Origin of the sequence: Roseixanthobacter finlandensis, assembly GCF_043195105.2 — a bacterium.
In the GTDB taxonomy this organism is placed as follows: domain Bacteria; phylum Pseudomonadota; class Alphaproteobacteria; order Rhizobiales; family Xanthobacteraceae; genus NCEH01.
This window is the reverse complement of record NZ_CM195536.1, coordinates 1,583,575-1,605,728: the sequence shown is the minus strand read 5'-3', so window position 1 is coordinate 1,605,728 and position 22,154 is coordinate 1,583,575. Positions and strand designations below refer to the sequence as shown.

18 protein-coding genes are annotated in these 22,154 nt (G+C 68.8%); 14 read left to right on the top strand and 4 right to left on the bottom strand.

Annotated features, from left to right (window positions below; genetic code table 11):
- Positions 1–1,911: a BatD family protein gene (locus tag V5G24_RS07390; RefSeq protein WP_394084607.1), complete on the top strand. Its 1,911-nt coding sequence runs from the start codon at positions 1–3 to the stop codon at positions 1,909–1,911.
- Positions 1,912–2,236: 325 nt separating this feature from the next.
- On the opposite strand, the gene ugpB is transcribed toward V5G24_RS07390, so the two are convergent.
- The 3 genes from ugpB to V5G24_RS07375 form a co-directional block, all read right to left on the bottom strand.
- On the bottom strand, positions 2,237–3,550 hold the full coding sequence (gene ugpB / locus V5G24_RS07385) for a sn-glycerol-3-phosphate ABC transporter substrate-binding protein UgpB (RefSeq protein ID WP_394084606.1): 1,314 nt from the start codon (positions 3,548–3,550) through the stop codon (positions 2,237–2,239).
- A 124-nt stretch (positions 3,551–3,674) separates the two neighbouring features.
- Positions 3,675–4,748: a helix-turn-helix domain-containing protein gene (locus V5G24_RS07380; protein ID WP_394084605.1), complete on the bottom strand. Its 1,074-nt coding sequence runs from the start codon at positions 4,746–4,748 to the stop codon at positions 3,675–3,677.
- Positions 4,749–5,150: 402 nt separating this feature from the next.
- Positions 5,151–5,663 (bottom strand): DUF1269 domain-containing protein, encoded by a 513-nt coding sequence (locus V5G24_RS07375; RefSeq protein WP_394084604.1) that lies wholly within the window; start codon positions 5,661–5,663, stop codon positions 5,151–5,153.
- Between the two features lie 626 nt (positions 5,664–6,289).
- On the opposite strand from V5G24_RS07375, the gene V5G24_RS07370 reads away from it, so the two are divergent.
- From V5G24_RS07370 to V5G24_RS07320, 11 genes are all read left to right on the top strand, one after another.
- Positions 6,290–6,796, top strand: coding sequence for a Na+/H+ antiporter subunit E (locus V5G24_RS07370; protein ID WP_394084603.1), 507 nt, complete (start codon positions 6,290–6,292; stop codon positions 6,794–6,796).
- On the top strand, positions 6,789–7,109 hold the full coding sequence (locus V5G24_RS07365) for a monovalent cation/H+ antiporter complex subunit F (protein ID WP_394084602.1): 321 nt from the start codon (positions 6,789–6,791) through the stop codon (positions 7,107–7,109). Before V5G24_RS07370 ends, V5G24_RS07365 begins: the two co-directional genes overlap by 8 nt.
- Complete coding sequence (locus V5G24_RS07360) at positions 7,106–7,441, top strand: monovalent cation/H(+) antiporter subunit G (RefSeq protein WP_394084601.1); 336 nt, start codon at positions 7,106–7,108, stop codon at positions 7,439–7,441. Before V5G24_RS07365 ends, V5G24_RS07360 begins: the two co-directional genes overlap by 4 nt.
- Positions 7,438–8,433: an MnhB domain-containing protein gene (locus V5G24_RS07355; protein WP_394084600.1), complete on the top strand. Its 996-nt coding sequence runs from the start codon at positions 7,438–7,440 to the stop codon at positions 8,431–8,433. Before V5G24_RS07360 ends, V5G24_RS07355 begins: the two co-directional genes overlap by 4 nt.
- Positions 8,430–8,783 (top strand): NADH-quinone oxidoreductase subunit K, encoded by a 354-nt coding sequence (locus V5G24_RS07350; protein ID WP_394084599.1) that lies wholly within the window; start codon positions 8,430–8,432, stop codon positions 8,781–8,783. Before V5G24_RS07355 ends, V5G24_RS07350 begins: the two co-directional genes overlap by 4 nt.
- Entirely contained in the window at positions 8,780–10,309 is a 1,530-nt protein-coding gene (locus V5G24_RS07345; RefSeq protein WP_394084598.1) for a complex I subunit 5 family protein, read from the top strand. The genes V5G24_RS07350 and V5G24_RS07345 overlap by 4 nt, the downstream gene beginning before the upstream one ends.
- The gene (locus V5G24_RS07340; RefSeq protein ID WP_394084597.1) at positions 10,306–11,943 is read left to right on the top strand and encodes a complex I subunit 5 family protein; all 1,638 of its coding nucleotides are present in this window, start codon (positions 10,306–10,308) and stop codon (positions 11,941–11,943) included. The genes V5G24_RS07345 and V5G24_RS07340 overlap by 4 nt, the downstream gene beginning before the upstream one ends.
- 220 nt (positions 11,944–12,163) lie before the next feature.
- Positions 12,164–13,285, top strand: coding sequence for an efflux RND transporter periplasmic adaptor subunit (locus V5G24_RS07335; RefSeq protein WP_394084596.1), 1,122 nt, complete (start codon positions 12,164–12,166; stop codon positions 13,283–13,285).
- A complete protein-coding gene (locus V5G24_RS07330; protein WP_394084595.1) occupies positions 13,282–16,356 on the top strand; it encodes an efflux RND transporter permease subunit in 3,075 nt (1,024 codons plus the stop codon). Before V5G24_RS07335 ends, V5G24_RS07330 begins: the two co-directional genes overlap by 4 nt.
- 67 nt (positions 16,357–16,423) lie before the next feature.
- Complete coding sequence (locus V5G24_RS07325) at positions 16,424–17,461, top strand: patatin-like phospholipase family protein (protein WP_394084594.1); 1,038 nt, start codon at positions 16,424–16,426, stop codon at positions 17,459–17,461.
- Between the two features lie 2 nt (positions 17,462–17,463).
- Positions 17,464–18,915, top strand: a complete 1,452-nt coding sequence (locus tag V5G24_RS07320; protein WP_394084848.1) for a GntP family permease — start codon at positions 17,464–17,466, stop codon at positions 18,913–18,915.
- 55 nt (positions 18,916–18,970) lie between these two features.
- On the opposite strand, the gene V5G24_RS07315 is transcribed toward V5G24_RS07320, so the two are convergent.
- A complete protein-coding gene (locus tag V5G24_RS07315) occupies positions 18,971–20,101 on the bottom strand; it encodes an alpha/beta hydrolase (RefSeq protein ID WP_394084593.1) in 1,131 nt (376 codons plus the stop codon).
- A gap of 340 nt (positions 20,102–20,441) precedes the next feature.
- Here V5G24_RS07315 and V5G24_RS07310 point away from each other — a divergent pair, with 340 nt between their 5' ends.
- Both V5G24_RS07310 and V5G24_RS07305 read left to right on the top strand, forming a co-directional pair.
- Positions 20,442–21,005, top strand: coding sequence for a hypothetical protein (locus V5G24_RS07310; protein ID WP_394084592.1), 564 nt, complete (start codon positions 20,442–20,444; stop codon positions 21,003–21,005).
- A 35-nt stretch (positions 21,006–21,040) separates the two neighbouring features.
- A complete protein-coding gene (locus V5G24_RS07305) occupies positions 21,041–22,084 on the top strand; it encodes an AI-2E family transporter (protein ID WP_394084591.1) in 1,044 nt (347 codons plus the stop codon).
- Positions 22,085–22,154 lie beyond the last annotated feature (70 nt).

Here is a 22,154-nt window from a genome sequence, read left to right as displayed (position 1 = left end):
ATGACAGCGCTCCGCATGCAGCTCGCCCCCCTGCTCCGCGCCCTGCCGATGCTGGCCCGAATGCTGGCCATCCTGCTGGTGGCGCTGGCGTGCGCCGCGCCCGCGTTCGCTGCCGGCCCGACCGCGCGCGTCGATCGCACCACCATGTCGGTGGGCGAAAGCTTCGAACTGGTCATCACGCTGGTGGGCGGCGATAGCGCCCAGCCGCCCGATCTGGCGCCGCTGGCGCGCGATTTCGACATTCTCGACCGCAACCGGGCAAGCCGGGTGGACGTGGTCAACGGCCGGCGCACCCAGGTCAATGAGTGGATCCTGACGCTCGCGCCGAAGCGAGCGGGCGCGATCAATGTTCCGGGACTGACCCTCGCCGGCCAGACCACGGCGCCGATCCGCCTGTCGGTGGATGCCTCCTCCGCCGTGGACCCGGCCGAGGCGCGCCCGCTGTTCGTGCAGGTGGAGCCTCTCGGCCCCGCGCCCTATGTCCAGGGCGAAATGCTGGTGGCGGTGCGCATCTACACCAATGGAAACCTACTGGGCGGCCGCCTGACGCCGCCGGAAGCGGTGGGCGCCACCTTCACCAAGGTCGGCGATCAGCGGGTGTTCGGCAAGGTGGTGGGGCGCCAGCGCTACACTGTGATCGAGCAAGGCTACATCATGCGCCCCCAGCGCAGCGGAACGATCGAGATCGGGCCGATCACGCTGGAGGCGCAATTGCCCGGCTTTGCGGGCGCAGGCCTGCCCTCGGACCTGGCGCGCCTGCTCGGCCGCAGTGGCGCCGTGCCGCTCGCCGGCGCGGATCCCGCTCTCGGGCGCGAGGTGACGCTTCATTCGGATCCGGTGCGCATCGAGGTCAAGCCGCGGCCGGCGGCGGCGGTGGGGTGGTTCCTGCCGGCGCAGGACGTCATACTCTCCAGCACCTGGAACCCGCCGCTCGCCCAGGCCAAGGCGGGCGAGACGCTGACGCGCACCCTGACCCTGGAAGCGGTGGGCGCCACCCCCAATCAATTGCCGCCCCTGCCCATCGTCGAGGCGGACGGCGTGCGCCAATACGAGGAATCCAGCCGTTCCGATCAGGCGCTGATCAATGGCAAGCCCGGCGCGGTGCTGATCAAGACCATTTCCGTGGTGCCGACGCGCGATGGCGCCATTACCCTGCCGGGCCTGGATGTGGGCTGGTGGAACACCGAGACCAAGACGCAGGAAACCGCCCATCTTCCGGCGGAGACCTTCACCGTCGCCGCCTCCGACCAGACGCGCCCCGCCGCGCCGCCGCCCCAAGCGCTACCTGCGGCGCCCATCGACGTGCCGCAGGCGCCGCCGCCGACGGTGGAGACGCAGCTTGCCTTGCCGGCGTGGCTGGCGGAAATGCTGAATTTGCGCACCGGCGCGACGCTGGCCGCGATCCTGCTGGTTCTGGGCCTGACCGCGCTGCTGCTGCGCCGCCGCGCCGCCCATGCGGCGCGCGCAACGTCTGGTGCCGCGCGCCCGGCGTATCGCAGCCGAGGCCGGGCGCGCATCAGCGCCGCCGCCGCGCTGGCCGATCTGCGCGCCGCCTGCAAGGCCGATAACGCGCTGGCCGCCCATGCCGCTTTGATCGCCTGGACGCGGGCCGAGGGCAGCCCTGCCCCCGTCGCCACCGGCCAGGTCCACCGAGACGCCTTCGACGCGCAAACTTTGGACGCGCAAGCTTTCGACGCGAATACCTTCCGCACGCCCGCCATGGCGAAGGCGGCAGAGGATCTGCGCCAACATCTCTATGGGGCAGGATCTTCGGGCCTCAAGCCTGCAGGCATCAAGGCTGCGCGCTGGCGCGGCGCCGCCTGCCTCTCCGCCGTGCGCGCGGAATGCGCCGCGCGCACCCGATCCGCCCCGAAGCGCCGCGGCGCCCGCCTCGCCCCGCTCTATCCCTAGGCGGGCTAGGACCGATCGACATTCACGGCTTGGCGCCGTCGCCAGAGGAATCGTCATGCACGGGCTTGTCCCGTGCATCCACGCGGCACCGTTGGTGCCAGCCGTTCAAGACCGGTGAGTTCGGCCCGGCGTAGATGGCCGGGACGCGCCCGGCCAAGACGCGCAAAAGGCGATCGACCGGTGAAAGAAATACAATCGCGCACACCGGCGGTGAGCCCCTCGACGATCACCACGCCGCTGACGGCCGATTGGTCCTGAAGCCCCGTCGGGCCAGCGCCGCGGAATCGTGCGGAGCCGAACCGCGCGGTCCGGCTCCGCCCCGCGCCTATTGGTTCGCTTTCTCGAACGCCCGCAGCATCTCATTGCCGCGCGATTGGGCGGCGGCGAGCGCTTCCTTCGGGGTCTTCTTGCCCGCGAGGGTGGCTTCCAATTCCTCCTCGATCACATCGCGGATCTGCACGAACGAACCGAAGCGCAGCCCCTTGGAATTTTCCGTGGGCGGGTTCAGCGTCATCTGGAGGATCGAGATGTCGGTCCCGGGGTTCTTCTCGTAGAAGCCTTGGCTTTTCGAGAGATCGTAGGCCGCCTGGGTGATGGGCAGATAGCCGGTCTGCTGGTGCCACCAGGCCTGCACGTCGGCGCGCGAGAGATAGGTGAAGAATTTCGCCACCCCGCGATATTCCTCCTTCGGCCGCCCGTTCAGCACCCACAGCGAGGCGCCGCCGATGATGGAATTCTGCGGCGCGCCCTTCACGTCGGGCCAATAAGGCATCATGCCGTAGCCGAGATCGAATTTCGCATTGGCGAGAATGCCCGCGCGCGCCGCCGACGAGCCGATGGAGATGGCGCATTCGCCGGAGAAGAATTTCGGATCCGCCTTGGACTGGCGTCCGCCGTAATCAAAGATCTTGGAGGTCTGCCACATGGCAAGCGCGGTCCAATGCTTCTCCACCAACGGATTGGCGATCTCCAGCACGGTGTCGAGCCCACCCATGCCGTTCTGCTTGGTGCCGATGGGAATATTGTGCCAGGCGGACAGATTTTCCACATTCACCCAGGACGGCCATTGGGTGGTGAAGCCGCACGGCACCCCCGCCGCCTGGAGCTTCCTGGCATCCGCCTCCACCTCGGGCCAGGTCTTGGGCGGCACGTTGGGATCAAGACCCGCCTTCGTGAACAGGTCCTTGTTGTAATAGAGGATCGCGGTGGAGGAATTGAACGGCAGGGAGAGCATGTTGCCCGCCGTGTCGGAATAATAGCCGGTGACCGACGGCAAATAGACCTTGGGGTCGAACGGCTCGTTCGCGTCCGCCATCAGCTTGTAGACCGGATACACTGCGCCCTTGGCGGCCATCAAAGTCGCGGTCCCGACCTCGAACACCTGCACGATGGCGGGATGCTGCTTGGCGCGGAAGGCGGCTATCGCGCCCGTCATGGTCTCAGGATAGGAGCCCTTGTACACCGGGACAATCTTGTATTCGCCCTGCGACGCGTTGAAATCGCTGGCGATCTTCTCCAGCTTCTCGCCCAGCGCGCCGGACATGGCGTGCCACCATTGGATCTCGGTTTGCGCGGATGCCGGGCCGGCGAAGGCCAGCGCGGCGGCAACCAGCGCCGACGGCAGGATGCGAGATGCCATATGTGCCTCCTCGAGTGCGCCATGCAGAGCGCCATGGACCGATCAGGCTCAACGCTTGATCGGTTAGCGTTACGTTTCCATGACAATCGGCGAAATCCGCTGCACGCGGCCGTGGACCGGTCCCTTAGGCCTGGAGCCCGCGCAGGATGGTTTCAAGATCGCGCGTCTCGTCTTCGCGCGCGCGCCGCGCCGGTGCCGGGGGGCGCGGCAGGCCGGCGAGCGCCGCGCTGCGGGCATCGCTCGGGCTGAAGCCGAATTCGCCGCGAAACGCCCGGCTGAAGCCGGAGGCATCGGCAAAGCCGAAAAATTCGGCGATCTGCCCGATGGCGCGCGCATCGGCCGGATCGCCGAGCGCGGCCAGCGCCGCCAGCAGCCGCTGGCGCTGGATGTAGCGCGTGACGCCGCCGAGGTCCTCGAACAGCCGGTAGAGGCGTGAACGGGAAATGCCGAGCACGCGGCACAGGCCGGCCGGCGTCAGGGTGGGGGAATTGAGATGGGCCTGAATCACCCGCCGCGCCCGCTCCAGCGTGGTGCGCGCCAACGGCGCCTGCGCCTGGGCCAGCGCGTCCGCGCTCGGCGCGATGCAGGCCGCCAGCAAAGTGCGCGTCGCCTCGGCGACAGCGGGCAGGTCCGCCGTGGTGAGGCGGGGCATCTGCTTTTCCAGGCTCAGCAGGTAATCGGCCAGCAAGCCGCCGAGCCCGGTGTCGGGGATGTCCGGTGGCGCGGCATCGAAAGCGGCGGCAGTGCCGGCGAACAGGTCGCGCGGAATGAACAGCGTCAGCACCCGCCGATCTGAGCCGCCGCCCACGAACGGTCGCGCCAGCGAACGAAAGCCCAGCGGGGCGCGGCGGCCGGGGATTTCGCTTTCGTAGAGCACCAGGCACCAATGATCGATCGGGTCCTTGCCGAGATGGCGCCAGCTGCGCTGATAGCCGGCGCCGGGCATGCGCGCCGAGGTCAGGGCGAAGCGGCCGAGATCCCACACCGTCTTGTCGGCCTCGAATCCCACGGCGGGGGCGGCCACCAGGGACAGGTCCACGGTGGAGGCGATGAAATCATGCCAGCCGTCGAACTGTTCCGCTTTCGGCAGATCAGCCGTGCTGAAATGCAGCGGCGCCAGCGGCGAAGGGGCCGCCGGATCGCCGGCCTCGGCACGCGCGGCAAAGGGCTGAGTCTGGTTCATCGCCACGAATGACACGTCGTTCCCGCCTGCTCCTCCCGGCTCCCGCCGGCGCATCCCGGCGACATGTTAGCGCAGGACCGGCCAAGGTTGAACGCTGCCGTTCCAGCTCGCTGCCGGGACATCGCCCGCGCGCATGGCGCGCGTGGGGGGCGCGAATGGGGATTGGGATCGAGCGCATGGAGGCGGGACGGCCTGCTCATCGCAAACGACGCCGACCGCGCTAGCCTTGCAGGTGTCCTGCGCACCGGTGTCCCCCCGACCCGCGCGGCGCAGGCCCTCGGGGCTCCCCCGCTCCGATAGTGCTTCCCGGAAAGAGGCCCATCCTTTCCGGGAAGCCGGCCATTTTTTCCGCGCCGCTCCGCCGACGCGCGCTGGAGGACGAAAGCGTGTTGTTCTGCTGCGCCCGCGCGCGGCCGTTCAGGCCGCCGTGATGAGCGCCTTGCGCAGCCGCTCTTCCGCCTCGTTGGAGAGTGAGGTCTTCAGGATGCGAGGCTTGTAGGGCTCGACCTCGGGCAGGACCTTGTCCTCCGTCACCGAGCGTACCAGCACGAACAGCGCCGAGGAATCGGCCGGAATGGTGCCGCCCAGGTCCTTGATGAAGCTGTCATTGATGCCGAAATCCACCAGCGAGCCGGACAGCGCGCCCGTGCCCGCGCCGGCCACCGCGCCGATCGCCATGCCGGCGAGCGGGTTGAGGAATAAAATCCCCACCAGCGCGCCCCACAGGGCGCCGGAGACGCCGCCGCGCGCCGCACCCATGGCGGTGAGGTTCACAGCCTGCTTGATATGGACCTTACCCTCCGCGTCGCGCTCCACCACGCACGCATCCTCCAGGTCGATCAGATGCTCGACATGCAGGGAGCGTAGCTTGTTCAAGACTTCGTCCGCGGCGTGAATGCCATCGAACCCAAAGACAACCAGATGACTCATGACGTTGATTCCGCGACCACGGAGGTTTTATAAAACCGCCAAAGGGATATTCGACCAGCGCGCAAGATGGACGGGCAGATTATTCGACGTCCTTCGCGGCGCGATATGACATCGCTGCCGCTGCCTATTGCCTGCTCGCCCAGTATTTGTGCGCCGGCCAAGCGAGTTATGCCGCATTCCGAGGGTCCGGCAATGGGCGCAGAATCCCGCGCCTGTTCCGCCCATCCCAATTTTCGGCCTGCTCAAGCGGACCGGCGGACCGGACCGGATCGAAGGCGGCCGTTGGCGGGCCCGCGCGTACCGCCATAAATAATTGAAACTATTTAGATTTTTTCGACGCGAACGATAATTGCGGCACGCGCGGGCCGAAACTGCCCCCAAGGCAGGCGGCGGTTGCGCCGCGCGCTTTGCGTGCAATGCGGGAGCGCGAGCGTTGCAACGCCCAAGGCCCGGCGATACAAGTTCCTAAGATCTTCTCGCAGCTTCCTGCGGTATCGCATCGATCATGCAGTGTCTGCGAGAGCATTTCGCCCCCTGGCAGTCCCGCCGGACGCTGCGTCCGGGACTGGAGAGACCGTCATGGGGCACATGCCGGACGGGCGGAAACCGGAAGGGCGGGAACCGGAATGGCTGAGCAGGCGGACCAGGCATTCCACGGCCCTGCCTTCGCCTGCCGCTGGCTGTGTTTTTTCCTGTTCTGGATCATGCTCGGCCGCGTCTCGGCCCTGGATCTCTGCGCGGGCGCGGTGATCTGCGCGCTGGCGGCAGGGGCGAGCCTTTCCCTGCTGCCGCCCGGCACCGCCCGCGCCAAGCCGGCCGCTTTGCTCGCCTTCGCCACGCGATTCGCCCGCCGCTCGGTGATCGCTGGGTGGGATGTGGGGCGGCGGGCGTTCCAGAGCCCGGTCCCGCTTCAGCCCGGCTTCCTCATTTTCGCGACGCGCTGCCCGCGCGGGCTGGCGCTTCAATCCTTCTGCGCCGTCACCGCGCTTCAGCCCGGAACCCTGCCGCTCGGCGAATCGGATGGCGGGCTGCTGCTGCATTGCCTGGACACCAGCGGCCCGGTGCGCGACGATCTCAAGCGGGACGAAGCGGCCTTCCGCGCCGTGATCGGGGACGGCGTCCGCGATGGCTGAAACCTTCCTCGGATGCGCCGCCTGCCTGCTGGCCTTCGCCGCCGCCGCCTTGGTGCGCCTGTGGCGCAGCCGGGGCATGGCCGACCAGATGATGGCGGTGCAATTGCTCGGCTCGGTCGGCATCGCCGTGCTGCTGCTCATCTATGCCGGTACCGGCGCGCCGGCGGTGCTGGACGTGGCGCTGCTGCTGGCCCTGCTCGCCGCCTTCGCCGCCGCCGCCTTCCACAGCGTGCGCGCGGTGCCGCAGGCCGAGCCGCCGCCCGACGCGTGGTCGCAGGACACGGCGAAAGCGCAGCGGAGCCCGGCCCCATGAGCCTCGCGCGCGATGTCTTCGCCCTCGCCTGCCTGCTGGCCGGAGCCGGCTTTTTCCTGGCCGGAACCTTGGGCCTGCTGCGCTTTCCCGATTCCCTCTCCCGCCTCCACGCCCTCACCAAGGCCGACAATGTGGGCCTGGCGCTGATCGTGCTCGGCCTGTTGCCCCAGGCCAGCAGCGTGCTGGATGGCGCGAAGATGCTGGCGGTCTGGGCGCTGGTGCAGATCGCCTCCGGCACCGTGGCGCAATTGCTCGCCCAGGTGGCCCATGGCGAAAGCCGCGGCGCCGGGTCGGGTGCGGCGGAGCAAGAGCGGGGAGGCACACCGACGTGAGCCTCGTCCTCGATACTATTCTCGGCCTGCTGGCGCTGGCGCTGGCCTTGCGCGTGCTGCTGGCGCGCGAAGCGCTCGCCGCCGCCATCGGCTTTGTCGGGCTCGGCCTGGTGCTGGCGCTGCTGTGGGTGCGGCTCGATGCGGTGGACGTGGCGCTCACCGAGGCGGCCATCGGCAGCGGCGTGACCGGGCTCGTATTGCTGCGCGCGGCCTCCGCCGCGAAGCCGGTGGCGCCGCAAGGGCTGGCGGTGCGCGGCCTTGCGGGCCTGCTCGCCTTCGCCGTCTTCTGCGGCCTCGCGGCGCTGGTGCTGACCTTGCCGGAACCCGCGCCCTCGCTGGCGGACGAGGCCGCCGCGCATCTGGAGGCGACCGGCCTCGGCAATCCCGTCACCGCCGTTCTGCTGGTCTATCGCGCGCTCGATACGCTGCTGGAAACCGTGGTGCTGCTGCTGGCGCTGATCGGCGTGTGGTCGCTCTCCGCCGACCGCGACTGGACCGGCGCGCCGCCGCCGCTCTGGCGATACGCGCCCACGCCGCCGCTGGTGTTCCTGGCGCGGCTGCTGCCGCCGCTCGGCCTTCTCATGGGGCTCTATCTGTTCTGGACCGGCGCGGACAAGCCGGGCGGCGCGTTCCAGGGCGGCGCGGTGCTCGCCGCCGCCTGGCTGCTGGTGCTGCTCGCCGGCCTGCGTACCCCGCCGGCCGCCGGAAGCCGCAAGCTGCGGGCGCTGCTGCTGCTCGGGCCGTTCTCGTTCCTCGCCGTCGGCGCGCTCGGCGTGGTGTTCGCCGGAGCGTTTCTCGCCTATCCCGAGGGCCTCGCCAAACCCATCATCGTCATCGTGGAAATCGCCATCACCGTATCCATTGCCGTGACGCTCGGCCTGCTGGTGCTGGATCCGCCGCAGGCGCAGGACGCATTCACCACGGACACGCCCGGCGCGCCGGTTCGAGACGGGCGAAGCGCGTTGACGCCGGAGGCGCCGGGCGCCCCATGACCGCGCTCGCCTCCACCCCCACCCTGTTCGGCCTCATCGGCGCGGCGCTGGTGGCCATCGGCCTTTACGGGCTGATCGTGCACGGCGACGCGCTGCGCCGCATCCTGGCGTTCAACATCCTGGGCGGCGGCATTTTCCTGCTGTTCGGCGTGATCGCGCGGCGCGGCGCGGGCGCCGGCTTCGGCGGCGATCCCGTACCCCAGGCCATGGTCATCACCGGCATCGTAGTCGCCTTCTCCGCCACCGCGCTCGCGGTCGCTTTGGTGCGGCGGCTCCAGGCGCTGCCGCCGGAGCCGGAGGACGAGGCCGAGCCCGGCGCCTTATCGCGCGACCGCGAGGAGGCGGCATGAATCTTCTCGCCTCCGCCAATCTTCTCGCCTCCGCACATGCCTCCCCGCTCGGCCTGCTACTGGTGCTGGCGGTCATCGTGCCGCTGCTGGGCCTTGCGCCCTTGCTGCTGCTGAAAGCCCGCCCGGCCGAGCGTTCGGCGCTGGTGGTCCTGGCCGCCGGGCTCGCCATCGTGTGCGCCCTCTGTTTCGAAGTGGCCCGAAGCGGCGCGCCGCTCGCCTATTTCCTCGGCGGCTTCCGGCCGCCGCTCGGGGTCGGCCTGCGGGCGGACGGGTTTTCCGCCTTCATGCTCGGCGTGACGGCGGTGGTGATGGTCGCCGCCGGCCTGTTCGCCATGACCGCGCCGGGCGCGAACACGCCGCGCATGCCGCTCGCCTTCTGGATGCTGCTGCTCGGCGTGTGGAGCGCGCTGAACCTCGTCTATGTGGCGGACGATTTGTTCGCCCTCTATGTGGCGCTCGAACTGCTCACCTTCGCCGCCGTGCCGCTGGTGTGCCTCGACGGGCGGGCGCAGACCATTGCGGCGGCGCTGCAATATCTGCTGTTCGCCCTGTTCGGCTCGGTGCTCTATCTGCTGGGCGCGGCGCTGCTCTATGGCACCTACGGCACGCTCGACATTCTCCTGCTGGCGCAGCGCGCCCATGGCGAACCGGCGCTGCTCGCCGCCCTGGCGCTGATGACCGCCGGCATGGTGGCGAAGGCGGCGCTGTTTCCCTTCTATCTGTGGCTGCCCGCCGCCCATGCCGGCGCCCCCGCCGCCGCCAGCGCCATTCTCTCCGCCGTGGTCATCAAGGCGCCGATCTTCCTGGTGGTGCGCTTCTGGTACGACATCGCAAGCCCGGCGCAGACCGCCGCCGTCGCGCCGATCCTGGCTGCGTTAGGCGCCGGGGCGGTAGTGCTGTGCGGCGTGTTCGCGCTGCGGCAGGCGCGGCTGAAGCTGCTGATCGCCTATTCGACGGCGGCGCAGATCGGCTATCTGTTCCTCATGTTCCCGCTCGCCGCCGCGAGTGCCGGCGCGGGCGTATGGGGCGCCATCGCCTGGACCGGCGGGGCGCTGCACCTCGTCTCCCATGCCCTGTCGAAGGCGGCCATGTTCATGGCGGCGGGCGTGATCGCCGAGACGCTGGGGCATGACCGCATCGCCCAGCTCTCCGGCGTCGGCCGCATCGTGCCCATCAGCGTATTCGCCTTCGGGCTCGGCGGCCTCTCGCTGATGGGATTGCCGCCGAGCGGCGGCTTCGTCGCCAAGGTCATGCTGCTCACCTCGGCGGTGCAGCAGGGCGCATGGTGGATCGCCGTCGTGATCCTCCTCGGCGGCCTGCTCGCCGCCGGCTATGTGCTGCGGGTGCTGCTGCCGGCGCTGCAACGCCCGCACGCGGAGCTGGTGCCGGTTCCGGTCGCGCGCTGGCGGGAGATGGTGGCCCTGGCCCTGGCGCTCGGCGCGGTCGCGCTCGGCTTCGTGCCGCTCCAGCCGGCGGCCTTCCTCGCCATCGGCCGGCCGGCGAGCTGGGATGGAGCCGTGCCATGAATGTCGCGGCCGCCCTTCTCATCGGAGCGCCGGTGGTCCCGTTCCTGCTGGCGCTGGCCTGCGCCTTCAAGAGCGTGCGCCGCTTCGCCCCGCTGCTGCTGGCGCCGGCGGCGGTGCCGGGGCTGCTGGCGGCGCTGGCGGTGCCGCGCGACGTGTTCGTGCTGGTCGCCCCCGCGCCGTTCCGCATCACTTTCTTCCTCGACGTGCCGGGCGCGATCCTGCTGGGTGGCGCCGCCTTGCTGTGGATCGCCGCCGGCGCCTATGCCGCGACCTATTTCGCCAAGGACCCGCGCCGGGGCGGCTTCTGCGTGTGGTGGCTGCTGACGCTTTCGGGCAGTTTCGGCGTGTTCATCGTGGCCGACGTGGCGAGCTTCTATCTCGCCTTCGCCCTAGTGAGCCTTGCCGCCTTCGGCCTGTCCGCCCATGACGACACGGCCGAGGCGCGGCGTGCCGGCATCGTCTATCTGGCGCTGACCCTGTTCGGCGAGGCGCTGCTGATCGCCGCCTTCGTCATGCTCGCCTCGGGCAGCCCGCAGGCCAATCCGCTGATCCGCGACGCGGTCGCCCAATGGCCGCTCTCGCCCTGGCGGGACACGATCCTCCTGCTGCTGGTGGTGGGGTTCGGACTGAAGATGGGGCTGGTGCCGCTGCATGTGTGGATGCCGCTCGCCCATTCGGTGGCGCCGGTGCCGGCCTCGGCGGTGCTAAGCGGCATCGTGGTGAAGGCCGGGGTGATCGGCCTGCTGCGCTTCCTGCCGCTCGGCGTGGCGCTGCCGCACTGGGGCCTGGGGCTGAGCATCGCCGGCATCATCACCGCTTATTATGGCATCGCGCTGGGGCTCACGCAGACGCATCCCAAGCGCGTGCTGGCTTATTCCACCGTGAGCCAGATGGGCGTGGTCGCGACGGTGATCGGCGGCGCGCTGGTGCAGGGCGATGCCGGTGCCGCCGCCATCGCCGCCTTCTATGCCGCCAACCACATCCTGCTGAAGGGCGCACTGTTCCTTGGCGTGGGCATCGCTGCGGCGAGCGCGCCGGGGGCGGTGATGCCGGTGCTCGGCCTTGCCGGCCTTCTGGGCCTCAGCCTCGCGGGTCTGCCGTTCACCGGCGGGGCACTGGCGAAGCTCGCGATCAAGGGCCCCATGGGCGAGGGCGCGGCGGGCTTCCTGCTCGCGCTCTCGGCGGCGGGCACCACCGTGCTGATGGCGAAGTTTGTGTTGCTGCTGCGCGACAGCGCCAAGGGCCGCGCCGCCTTCCCCCTGCCCTCCCAGCGCCTGATGGCACCCTGGATCGTGCTGAGCGTGCTCGCGCTCGCCCTGCCGTTCACGCTCTATCCGCTCGTGACCGGGGAGCGGATCGCCACCGCCTTCGCCTTGGTGAATGTGGAGAAGACGGCGGTTCCGGTGTTGCTGGGGCTCGCGCTCGCGTTCGCCTTGCACCAGCGCGGCCCGGCGCTTCCCGAGGTGCCGGCGGGCGATGTGCTGGTGCTCGCCGAGCGCCTGGGGCCGCTGCTGGCGCGCGGGCTTAAGGGTGTCGGCCGGCTTGACGACGTGCTGCGGCGCTGGGGGGTGGCGGGAGCGCTGCTCGCCGGCCTGGTGATCGCGCTTGCGGTCGCTGTGAGGGCCGCGCCATGACGGTTTCATCACGGTTTCCCCGCGCTGGCGAAACAAGATCAAGTCCATTCAAGCAATGGCTGCCCTCCCATAGGGCGGGATTGAATAATCCGAATGTAGATTGCCGCGCGGCGCATGTACTTCGCCTGCGTTACAACCCTGTCACCCCAATGCCAAGTTGGTGCTTTATGCGTGATGCCTCGGCGCGTCCCGGCATGCACTGGCCCGAAAGGAGCGTTCCGTGTCCGCTAGCAAACTGAAGACGCGCGCCACGGCGCACAGCACCGGACGGCGGCTCGCGCTGGCATTCGTGCTGCTCTCCCCCCTCGCCCTGACCGCCTGCGGCGGCGAGCAGACCGCCACCGCGCCGGAAATCCGGCCGGTGCGCGCGATCAAGGTCTCCACCCGCACCACGCCGGACGGCCTCACCTTCACCGGCCATGTGGAGGCGATGAACGAGGTCACCTACGCCTTCCGCATCGGCGGGCGGATCATCGAGCGGCTGGTGAATGTGGGCGACCATGTGGAGGCCGGGCAGGTCCTCGCCCGGCTCGATCCGCAAAATGAGGTCAATGCCCTGCGCTCGGCCCAGGCGGCGCTGAGCGCGGCGCAGGGGCAGCTTGGCGTCTCGCGCAACACCTATGAGCGCCAGCGCGCCTTGCTCGCCCGCGGCTTCACCCCGCGCGCCCAGTATGAGCAGGCCGAACAGGCCTATCTCACCGCGCGCTCGCGGGTGGAGGATGCCGAGGCGCAGGTGAAGATCGCCACCGACCGGGTGGATTTCACCGAATTGAAGGCCGATGCGCCCGGCACCGTCACCGCCCGCCGCGCCGAGCAGGGCGAGGTGGTTCAGCCCGGCCAGGCCATCGTCCAGGTGGCCCGCAAGGACGGCCGCGACGCGGTGTTCGACGTCTCCGCCCAGGTGCTGCGCGACATGCCCGCCGATCCCGAGGTGCAAGTGACCCTGGCGGACGGCAGCGGCGCCAGCGCCAAGGGCCGGGTGCGCGAGGTGGCGCCCCAGGCCGATCCCGTCACCCGCACCTTCCAGATCCGCGTGGGGCTGATCGACCCGCCGGAGGCGATGCGCCTCGGCTCCACGGTCAACGGCTCGGTGGCGGTGGACACCGGCCCGGTGATCGAGATTCCGGCCAGCGCCCTGACCCGCATCGACGGCAAGCCGGCGGTCTGGATCTTCGATCCCACCACAAAGACGGTGGCCCTGCGGCCGGTGGACATCGCCCGCTTCTCGCCCGCCACCGTCACCGTGGCCGACGGCCTCAAGAATGCGGAAATCGTCGTCACGGCGGGCGTCCAGGCGCTCCATCCGGGCCAGAAGGTCCGCCTGCTGGGGGCGAACCTGTGAGCGGCCTCAATCTTTCCGAATGGGCGCTGAAGCATCGCTCCATCGTCATTTATTTCATGGCCGTCGCGGTGCTCGCGGGGCTGCTCTCCTATGAACGGCTGGGCCGGGGCGAGGACCCGACCTTCATCATCAAGACCATGGTGGTGCAGGCCTCCTGGCCCGGCGCCTCGGTCGAGGATACGCTGAAACAGGTGACCGAGCGGCTGGAACGCACGCTCCAGGAAACGCCGAAGCTCGACTTCCTGCGCAGCTATACCAGCGCCGGCGTCACCACCATCTTCGTCAACCTGAAGGGCAGCGCCACCGCGCAGGAGGTGCCGGACATCTGGTACCACGTGCGAAAGAGCATCGGCGACATGCGCCACACCTTGCCGCAAGGCGTGCAGGGACCGGGCTTCAACGACGAGTTCGGCGATACCTTCGGCATCATCTACGGCTTCACCGCCGACGGCTTCAGCCAGCGCGAATTGCGCGATTATGTGGAAGAGGTGCGCTCCAAGCTGCTCCAGGTGCCGGACGTCTCCAAGATCGAGATCCTGGGCGCGCAGGACGAGCGGATCTTCGTCGAATTCAACATGCAGGAACTGGCGAGCCTCGGCATCGACCGCTCGGCGGTGCTGGCCGCGCTGCAAAGCCAGAACATCGTCAGCCCCGCCGGCAGCGTGCAGACCGGGGAAGAGGCGATCTCGCTGCGCGTCTCCGGCGCGTTCGAGTCCGAGCAGGACATCGCCAACGTCAATTTCGTCGTCAACGGCCGCGTGCTGCGGCTCTCCGACATCGCGACCGTGCGCCGGGCCTATGCCGACCCGCCGCAGCCTTTGTTCCGCGTGAACGGCCAGCCGGCCATCGGGCTCGCCATCGCCATGCGCGACGGCGGCGACATCCTGGCGCTCGGCGCACACCTGAAAACCGCCATGGCCGACATCACCGCCGATCTGCCCATCGGCATCGAGCCGCATCTGGTGGCGGACCAGGCGGTGACCGTGGACACCGCCATCGGCGAGTTCATGTCCTCGCTCTGGCAGGCGGTGGGCATCATCCTGGTGGTGAGCTTCATCAGCCTCGGCGTGCGCGCCGGCATGGTGGTGGCGCTCTCCATCCCGCTGACGCTCGCCGTGGTGTTCTCGGTGATGGAGCTGGCCGGCATCGACATGCAGCGCATCTCGCTCGGCGCGCTCATCATCGCATTGGCGCTCATGGTGGACGACGCCATGACCACCACCGACGCCATGATGAACCGCCTCGCGGCCGGCGACGACAAGGCGAGCGCGGCGACCTTCGCCTTCCGCACCTATGCCTTCGCCATGCTGGCGGGCACGTTCGTGACGGTGGCCGGCTTCGTGCCGGTGGGCTTCGCGGCGAGCTCCGCGGGCGAATATACCTTCTCTTTGTTCGCGGTGGTCTCCATCGCGCTCATCGTCTCCTGGTTCGTGGCAGTGCTGTTTGCGCCGCTGCTGGGCGTGGTGATCCTGAAAGCGCCGGACAAGACCAAGAAAAGCGCGCCGGAAAAGCCCAGCAAGGTGCTTGGGATGTACCGCGCGCTGCTAGAGCTGGCGCTGAAGGCGCGGTGGATCACGGTGGCCATCACAATCGGCCTGTTCGTGCTCTCCGTGCTGGCGATCCCGCTGATCCCGCAGCAATTCTTCCCGTCCTCGGACCGGCCGGAACTGCTGGTGGATCTGCGCCTGCCGCAGAATGCCTCGATCTATAACAGCGAGGACATCACGCAGCGCTTCGACGCCATCGTGCGCGCCGATCCCGATGCGGAGCGCTTCAGCTCCTATGTCGGGCGCGGGGCGATCCGCTTCTATCTGCCGCTCAACGTGCAGCTGCCCAACGACTTCTTCGCCCAGTCGGTGATCGTCGCCAAGGATGTAGCGGCGCGCGAACGCCTGCGGGTGAAGCTGGAAAAGGTGCTGGCGGAGCAATTCCCCAACGTGGTGGGCCGTATCTACCCGCTGGAACTCGGCCCGCCGGTGGGCTGGCCGGTGCAATATCGCGTCAGCGGGCCGGATATCGAGAAGGTGCGCCAGATCGCCTTCCAGCTCGCCGGCGTCATGGCGTCCAACGCCAAGATCGAAAAGGTCAATTTCGACTGGATCGAGCCCGGGCGGCAGGTGCGCATCGCGGTGGACCAGGACCAGGCGCGCCTGCTCGGCCTCAGCACCCAGGCGCTCGCCGGCGTGCTCAACACGGTGATGACCGGCACGCCGGTGACCCAGGTGCGCGACGACATCTATCTGGTGAACGTCGTCGCCCGCGCCACCGACGAGCAGCGCGTCTCGCTGGCCAATCTCGCCAGCCTGCAAGTGCCGCTGCCGAGCGGCCGCACCGTGCCGCTGAGCCAGCTCGCCAGCTTCGAATATGTGCAGGACTATCCCGTGGTGTGGCGGCGCGACCGGGTCGCCACACTCACCGTGCAGGCAGACGTGATCGCCGGCGCGCTGCCGGAAACGGTGGTGGATGCGCTGGCGCCGAAGATCCAGGAGCTGGCGAAGACCTTGCCGCGCTCCTACCACATCGTCACCGGCGGCACGGTGGAGGAGAGCGCGAAATCGCGCGCCTCGGTGCTGGCGGTGGTGCCGGTGATGCTGCTGATCATGCTCACGGTGCTGATGTTCCAGCTCCAGAGCTTCTCGCGGCTGGTGCTGGTGCTCTCGGTGGCGCCGCTGGGGCTGATCGGCGTCTCCGCCGCCCTGCTCGCCTCCGGGCGGCCCCTGGGCTTCGTCGCCATCCTCGGCATCCTCGCGCTGATCGGCATGATCACCAAGAATGCGGTGATCCTGATCGGCCAGATCGAGGCCGAGCGGGCGCGCGGGGCGAAGGTGCAGGATGCGGTGATCCTCGCCGCCTGCACCCGCTTCCGCCCGATCATGCTGACCGCCATTTCCACGGTGCTCGGCATGATCCCCATCGCGCCGACCGTGTTCTGGGGGCCCATGGCCTTCTCCATCATGGGCGGCCTGCTGGTGGGCACGATGCTGACCCTGATCTTCCTGCCGGCGCTCTATGTCGGCTGGTTCGGACCCGACGCACCGCCGGAGCCCGGCTCACAAGCGGTAACGGCATAGCCAAGACGGCCGGGCCGCAGCCTGCGGTCCGGCCGCGCACGACACGTGCGGGACATTGGAGAGCATCATGAGCGAACCCACCGCCAGCGGGCGCACCCCGGTATTGATCGACTTCGCCCTCCAGGGCGGCGGCTCGCACGGCGCCTTCACCTGGGGCGTACTTGACCGCCTGCTGGAGGAAGACTGGCTGCGCATCGACGGCATTTCCGGCACCTCGGCCGGCGCCATGAACGCGGCGGTGCTGGCGGACGGCTTCGCGGCGGGCGGCGCGCAAGGGGCGCGCGATGCGCTCGAAGCCTATTGGAAGCGGGTGGCGGAAGCGGCGCGCTTCAGCCCGTTCCAGCGCGGCCCCATCGACAAGATGCTGGGGCGCTGGACGCTCGACAATTCACCCCTGTTCGTCACCCTCGACCTCGTCTCGCGGCTCTATTCCCCTTATGACCTCAACCCCGGCAATTCCCACCCGCTGCGGAGCATCCTGGAAGACCTGATCAATTTCGAGCGGCTGAAAACCTCGCCGATCCGCCTGTTCATCACCGCCACCAATGTGCGCACCGGGCGCGGACGGGTGTTCCGCAATTCCGAGATCACCCCCGACGTGCTGCTCGCCTCGGCCTGCCTGCCCACCATGTTCCAGGCCATCGAGATCGACGGCGAGAGCTATTGGGACGGCGGCTATTCCGGCAATCCCACCATGACGCCGCTGGTGCGCGAGCTGGAGTCCGACGACACCATCCTCATCCCCATCAACCCGGTGGAGCGGCCGGGCACGCCCAATTCGGCGCGCGAAATCCTCAACCGCCTCAACGAGGTGTCCTTCAATGCGGTGCTGCTGAAGGAATTGCGCATGATCGCTATGCTGCGCCAGGTCGCGGACCCCGGCCACACCGAGGGCGCGCAATGGGCGAAGATGCGCATCCACATGGTGCCCAACGCGCTGATGTCCACGCTCGGCTATTCCTCCAAGCTCAATGCGGAATGGGAATTCCTTTCCATGCTGCGCGACGAGGGCCGCAAGTCCGCCGAGGCGTTCCTCGCGCGGGATGCCGACAATCTCGGCAAGCGCTCCTCCATTGATCTCGACGTGCTGCTGGAAGGCGTGTGAGCATGGGACTTCTCGGCATCCTCCTCGGCCTCGGGCTGCTCCTGTTCCTGGCCTTCCGGGGCTGGTCGATCCTGCTTTTGGCGCCCATCGCGGCGCTGGTGGCGGCGGCGTTCTCGGGCGAGCCGCTGCTCGCCCATTGGACCCAGACCTTCATGACAAACGCCGCCACCTTCGTGGCGCAATTCTTCCCGCTGTTCCTGCTCGGCGCCTTGTTCGGCAAGCTGATGGACGACAGCGGCTCGGTGACCGTGATCGCCGACACCATGACCGAAAAGCTCGGCGAAAAGCGCGCGATTCTCGCCGTGGTGCTGGCGGGCGCCATCGTGACCTATGGCGGGGTGAGCCTGTTCGTCGCCTTCTTCGTGCTGGCCCCCATGGCGATCGCGCTATTCCGCTCGGCCGGCATTCCGCGCCGCCTGATGCCGGCGGCGATCGCGCTCGGCACCTCCACCTTCACCATGTCGGCGCTGCCGGGCACCCCAGCGATCCAGAACGCCATTCCCATGCCGTTCTTCGGCACCACGCCGTTCGCAGCGCCGGGACTGGGCGTGATCGCCTCGCTGATCATGCTCGGCTTCGGCATGTGGTGGCTGATGCGGGCGGAGCGCGTCGCGCGGGCCAAGGGCGAGGGCTTCGGCGACGAGACCCCGCTCGATGCGGGCGTCGCCGACGACCAATTCATCCGCGAGCGCGCCACCGCCTCGCATGAATTCGACACGGCGGAAATCTCCCACGGCGCCCACAGCACGACCCGCCCCTCCTTCCTCGTGGCGGCAACGCCGTTGGTTGTCGTGGTGCTGGTCAACCTGCTGATGTCCATGGTGATCCTGCCCCGGCTGGACGTGAGCTTCCTCGGCGAAGAGCGCTGGGGCTCCACCACGCTTTCCGCCGTGGGCGGCGTGTGGGCGGTGGCGACGGCGCTGACGGCGGCGATCCTGGTGCTGCTGGCGTTCAATTTCCGCCGCCTGCCGGACCTGCGGGCCACCATGGACGCGGGCGCCAATGCCTCGGTGCTGCCGGCCTTCAGCGTGGCGAGCCTGGTCGGCTTCGGCGCCGTGGTCGCGGCCATGCCGGCGTTCGAGCTGGTGCGCACCTGGGTGCTCGGCATCCAGGGTGGGCCGCTGGTGTCGCTCGCCATCGCCACCAACATATTGGCGGCGCTCACCGGCTCGGCCTCCGGCGGGCTCACCATCGCGCTTGATGCGCTGGGCGCGTCCTATATGAAGCTCGCGGCGGAAACCGGCCTCGATCCCGCGCTGATGCACCGCGTCGCCGTGATCGGCGCCGGCACGCTCGACAGCCTGCCGCACAATGGCGCGGTGGTGACGCTGCTGGCGGTATGCGGCTCGACCCACGCCAAGAGCTATTTCGACATCGTCATGGTGGCGGTGGTGGGCGCGATCCTGGCGCTGGTGGCGGTGATCGTGCTGGGCAGCGCGGTCGGGTCATTCTGACCCAGGTCGCTCTGACGCCTTTGAAACACCGGGGCCGGTGACGTCCGGCCCCGTGTCAGTTCCGCAGGCCGCCGGTGAACACCGTGATGGGCGCAGTCACCACCCCGCCCACGGCGGCGCCAAGCACTTGCACGGCTTCCGCCCCGCCCCCGCCCTCCCGGTCGCCGAGGTCCTGCCCAGACGACAGGCGCGTACCGAGCAATTGCACCACATCGGGGCTGGTGGCGAACTTGGAATGATTGAGCGCATCGCCATTCTCAAGCCCGGACAGATCGAGCACCACGATGCCGGTGGCCTGCTCCAGCTGGGCGGCGTTGGCGGGCTGCGTGAGGTCGATCGCGCCCACCCGCGTCACGCCGCCGGCGATCAGCTGCGAGAGGCCGAGCGCGCGATCGTTGCGCGACACGAAGATGGTGATGCGCGGACGGTCCTTGCCCATCTCCGCCACCTGCCGGCGGAACACGTCGATATCGAGATCGGGCGAGGCCAGCACCACGTTGGAGATCTTCGCCGGGATGCGCCCGTCCTGGAGCGCGAGCTGGCGCAGGGATTCCACCGCGAGCCAGGCGCCCATGGAATGGGCCATCACCACCACGTCGTCCACATAAGGCGAGCGCGCCGCCGCCCGCATCACATAAGCGAGGTCGTTGCGGGAAAAATTCGTGCTCTCGCGATCATAGACATAATCCAGGATGCGCCCGCGCGAGGGCCAGGAGAACAGCACCGGCGCGATATCGGCATTCATGTCGTGCACGATCTGGGCGAAGCGGAACACGGCGGAATCAAAGCGCGTGTTGAAGCCGTGCACGAAGATCAGCACCCGCCGCTTCTTGCCCTTGGCGCCCTTGAACCAATCCAGGACGCCCGCGCGCGGCACCGGCGCCACCTCGGAAATCGCGAAATCGCGCGTCGGATCGGCGGTGCCGGGCTGCGGCCACTGGATCGAGCCCAGGGGACGGTTGGGCGGGATCGAGACCACGATATTGGTGAGCGAAAGCCCCTCGCCCCGTTCGCCGGTGAACAGGATTCCCGGCTGGTCGGTGGGCGCGCGGGTGGTGGCGGCGAGAATGTCCACCGTGGCGGCAACCGGGGTGCCCGCGGCGAGGGGCACCAGCACGCCCTCGGGATGGGGCGTGCAGCCGTTCAGCGCCAGCAGCGCCACAGCGCCAAGCAGAGCCGCGCGCATCCTCACCGCCATAAGGCCGGCTGCCCGCAAGGCGCTCGCTCGCGTGCCATCCGCCGCGCTCCGGCGCCCTGCCCTGCTCGATGGCGACACGCGCACCCCCCGGCTCGTCCCTTGACGCTTCCGCCGTCCTGCAAAGCGGAAATTCGACGCGCTTTCAAGCAAAACCGCGCGCCAGCCGGGCGCCTCGGGAATCTGCGGCGCCATCGGCGCCCGATCGGGTGAATTTCCGCCCCGCGCGAAATGGTGTAAGCCCCAGCTTGACCATGGTGCGCGGCGCCTGCCGCACAGCCCCCCGAAAGCTGCCGCCCGCTTGCCGGCGCGTCCTGCAAGGCGAGACCCGATGACCGCGACGCCCGGCGAAATCCACCTGCAATTGCGCAACCTCAAGAATTTCTTCCGCGTGCCCGAGGTCGACCCGTTCGAGGGGGAAACCATCGACCTGTCGGGCATCGACCAGGTGATGGACGCGCTGCGGGTGCAGAAGGATTGGCGCACCCGCCGAGCCAAGGCGGTGATCTGGCTTCCGGACGGCACCGACGACGACGCGCTGGTGGGCCAATTACCCCGCGCGCTCGCCACCTATTGCAATTCCCAGATCCTGTATTGCCGCCGCAAGATGCTGGAGCTGCGCCTGGAAGGGCACCGCGCGCTGCGCATCGGCGCGATCTTCCTCGCGGCCTGCCTCGCGCTGTCCACCGTGCTGGACAAATGGCTCGGCTCCGACAGCCTGCTCGGCTATCTGTTCGGCGAGGGCCTGCTGATCGCCGGCTGGGTCGGGCTGTGGCACCCGCTGGAGCTGCTGCTTTATTCCTGGTGGCCCTATTCCAGCGACATCAAGCTTTACGAGAAGATCAAAGGCATGGAAATCTCGGTGCGCCACGGCGCCATGCCGGAACAGGCGTGAGTTCCAAAGCAACAGAAGCGGGCACAGGGGCGGGAATGATCAAGGATCGCGCGGTCAGGATATTGGTGGGGATCGTCGCGGCGGTCCTCGTGTGCGCGGCCCTCTCCGAGGCCCAGTCGATCATCGCCCCGGTGGTGTTCGCGCTGTTCATCATCGCCATCGTCTGGCCGCTGCAAAAGGCGTTGCAGCGCTATCTGCCGGGCGTCGTCGCCGCGCTGGCGACGCTGGTGGTGACGCTGGCGGTGGTGGGCACCATCATCAGCCTCGTGGTGTGGGGCTTTGCCCATGTCGGCCAATGGGTGTTCGCCAATGCCGCGCGCTTCCAGGCGCTGTACGGGCAGGCGCACGACTGGCTGGAGGGCCACGGCTTCGTCATGGCCTCCATCATCACCGAGCATTTCGACGTGCGCTGGCTGCTGCTGGTGTTCCAGGATCTGTCGAGCCGCATGCAGAGCCTCGCCAGCTTCCTGGTCGTCACCTTCGTATTCGTCATCCTCGGCCTGCTGGAGGTGGACATCTTCAAGCGCCAGCTCGCCGGCCTGCGCGGCGGCACGTTCGGGCCGTTCATGCTTGCGGCGGGCGCCGACATCGGTACCAAGATGCAGCGCTACATGCTGGTGCGCACGCTCATGAGCCTGGCCACCGGCCTCGTGGTGTGGGGCTTCACCCTCGCCTCGGGCATGGAGCTGGCGACCGCCTGGGGCGTGATCGCCTTCTCGATGAATTATATTCCCTTCATCGGCCCGTTCGTCGCCACGCTGCTGCCCACCCTGTTCGCGCTGGTGCAGTTCGAATCCTGGCAGAGCGCGCTCTTCGTGTTCGTGTGCCTGAACGTGATCCAATTCCTGTCGGGCAGCTATCTGGAGCCGCGCATCGCCGGCAAGGCGCTGGCCGCCTCGCCCTTCATGGTGCTGTTCGCGGTGTTTTTCTGGAGCTTCCTGTGGGGCGTGCCCGGCGCCTTCATCGGCGTGCCGCTGCTGATCGCCGCGCTGACCCTGTGCGCCCACCATCCGGCCAGCCGCCCCGTGGCGGACCTGTTCTCCGGCCGCGTGCCGCCGGCCGAGACCGCGGCGAGCTGAGGGCCGCACCTGAGGGCCGCATATGGATCATTTTCCCCATTGGCGTCGTCCGGCGTTAGTGCGAAGCCTG

Excerpts from the sequence above, each read along its gene's own strand:
- V5G24_RS07390 (WP_394084607.1), top strand. The coding sequence starts at position 1 with ATGACAGCGCTCCGCATGCAGCTCGCCCCCCTGCTCCGCGCCCTGCCG.
- ugpB (WP_394084606.1), bottom strand. The coding sequence starts at position 3,550 with ATGGCATCTCGCATCCTGCCGTCGGCGCTGGTTGCCGCCGCGCTGGCC.
- V5G24_RS07375 (WP_394084604.1), bottom strand. The coding sequence starts at position 5,663 with ATGAGTCATCTGGTTGTCTTTGGGTTCGATGGCATTCACGCCGCGGAC.
- V5G24_RS07370 (WP_394084603.1), top strand. The coding sequence starts at position 6,290 with ATGGCTGAGCAGGCGGACCAGGCATTCCACGGCCCTGCCTTCGCCTGC.
- V5G24_RS07365 (WP_394084602.1), top strand. The coding sequence starts at position 6,789 with ATGGCTGAAACCTTCCTCGGATGCGCCGCCTGCCTGCTGGCCTTCGCC.
- V5G24_RS07360 (WP_394084601.1), top strand. The coding sequence starts at position 7,106 with ATGAGCCTCGCGCGCGATGTCTTCGCCCTCGCCTGCCTGCTGGCCGGA.
- V5G24_RS07350 (WP_394084599.1), top strand. The coding sequence starts at position 8,430 with ATGACCGCGCTCGCCTCCACCCCCACCCTGTTCGGCCTCATCGGCGCG.
- V5G24_RS07345 (WP_394084598.1), top strand. The coding sequence starts at position 8,780 with ATGAATCTTCTCGCCTCCGCCAATCTTCTCGCCTCCGCACATGCCTCC.
- V5G24_RS07340 (WP_394084597.1), top strand. The coding sequence starts at position 10,306 with ATGAATGTCGCGGCCGCCCTTCTCATCGGAGCGCCGGTGGTCCCGTTC.
- V5G24_RS07325 (WP_394084594.1), top strand. The coding sequence starts at position 16,424 with ATGAGCGAACCCACCGCCAGCGGGCGCACCCCGGTATTGATCGACTTC.
- V5G24_RS07320 (WP_394084848.1), top strand. The coding sequence starts at position 17,464 with ATGGGACTTCTCGGCATCCTCCTCGGCCTCGGGCTGCTCCTGTTCCTG.
- V5G24_RS07315 (WP_394084593.1), bottom strand. The coding sequence starts at position 20,101 with ATGCGCGCGGCTCTGCTTGGCGCTGTGGCGCTGCTGGCGCTGAACGGC.
- V5G24_RS07310 (WP_394084592.1), top strand. The coding sequence starts at position 20,442 with ATGACCGCGACGCCCGGCGAAATCCACCTGCAATTGCGCAACCTCAAG.
- V5G24_RS07305 (WP_394084591.1), top strand. The coding sequence starts at position 21,041 with ATGATCAAGGATCGCGCGGTCAGGATATTGGTGGGGATCGTCGCGGCG.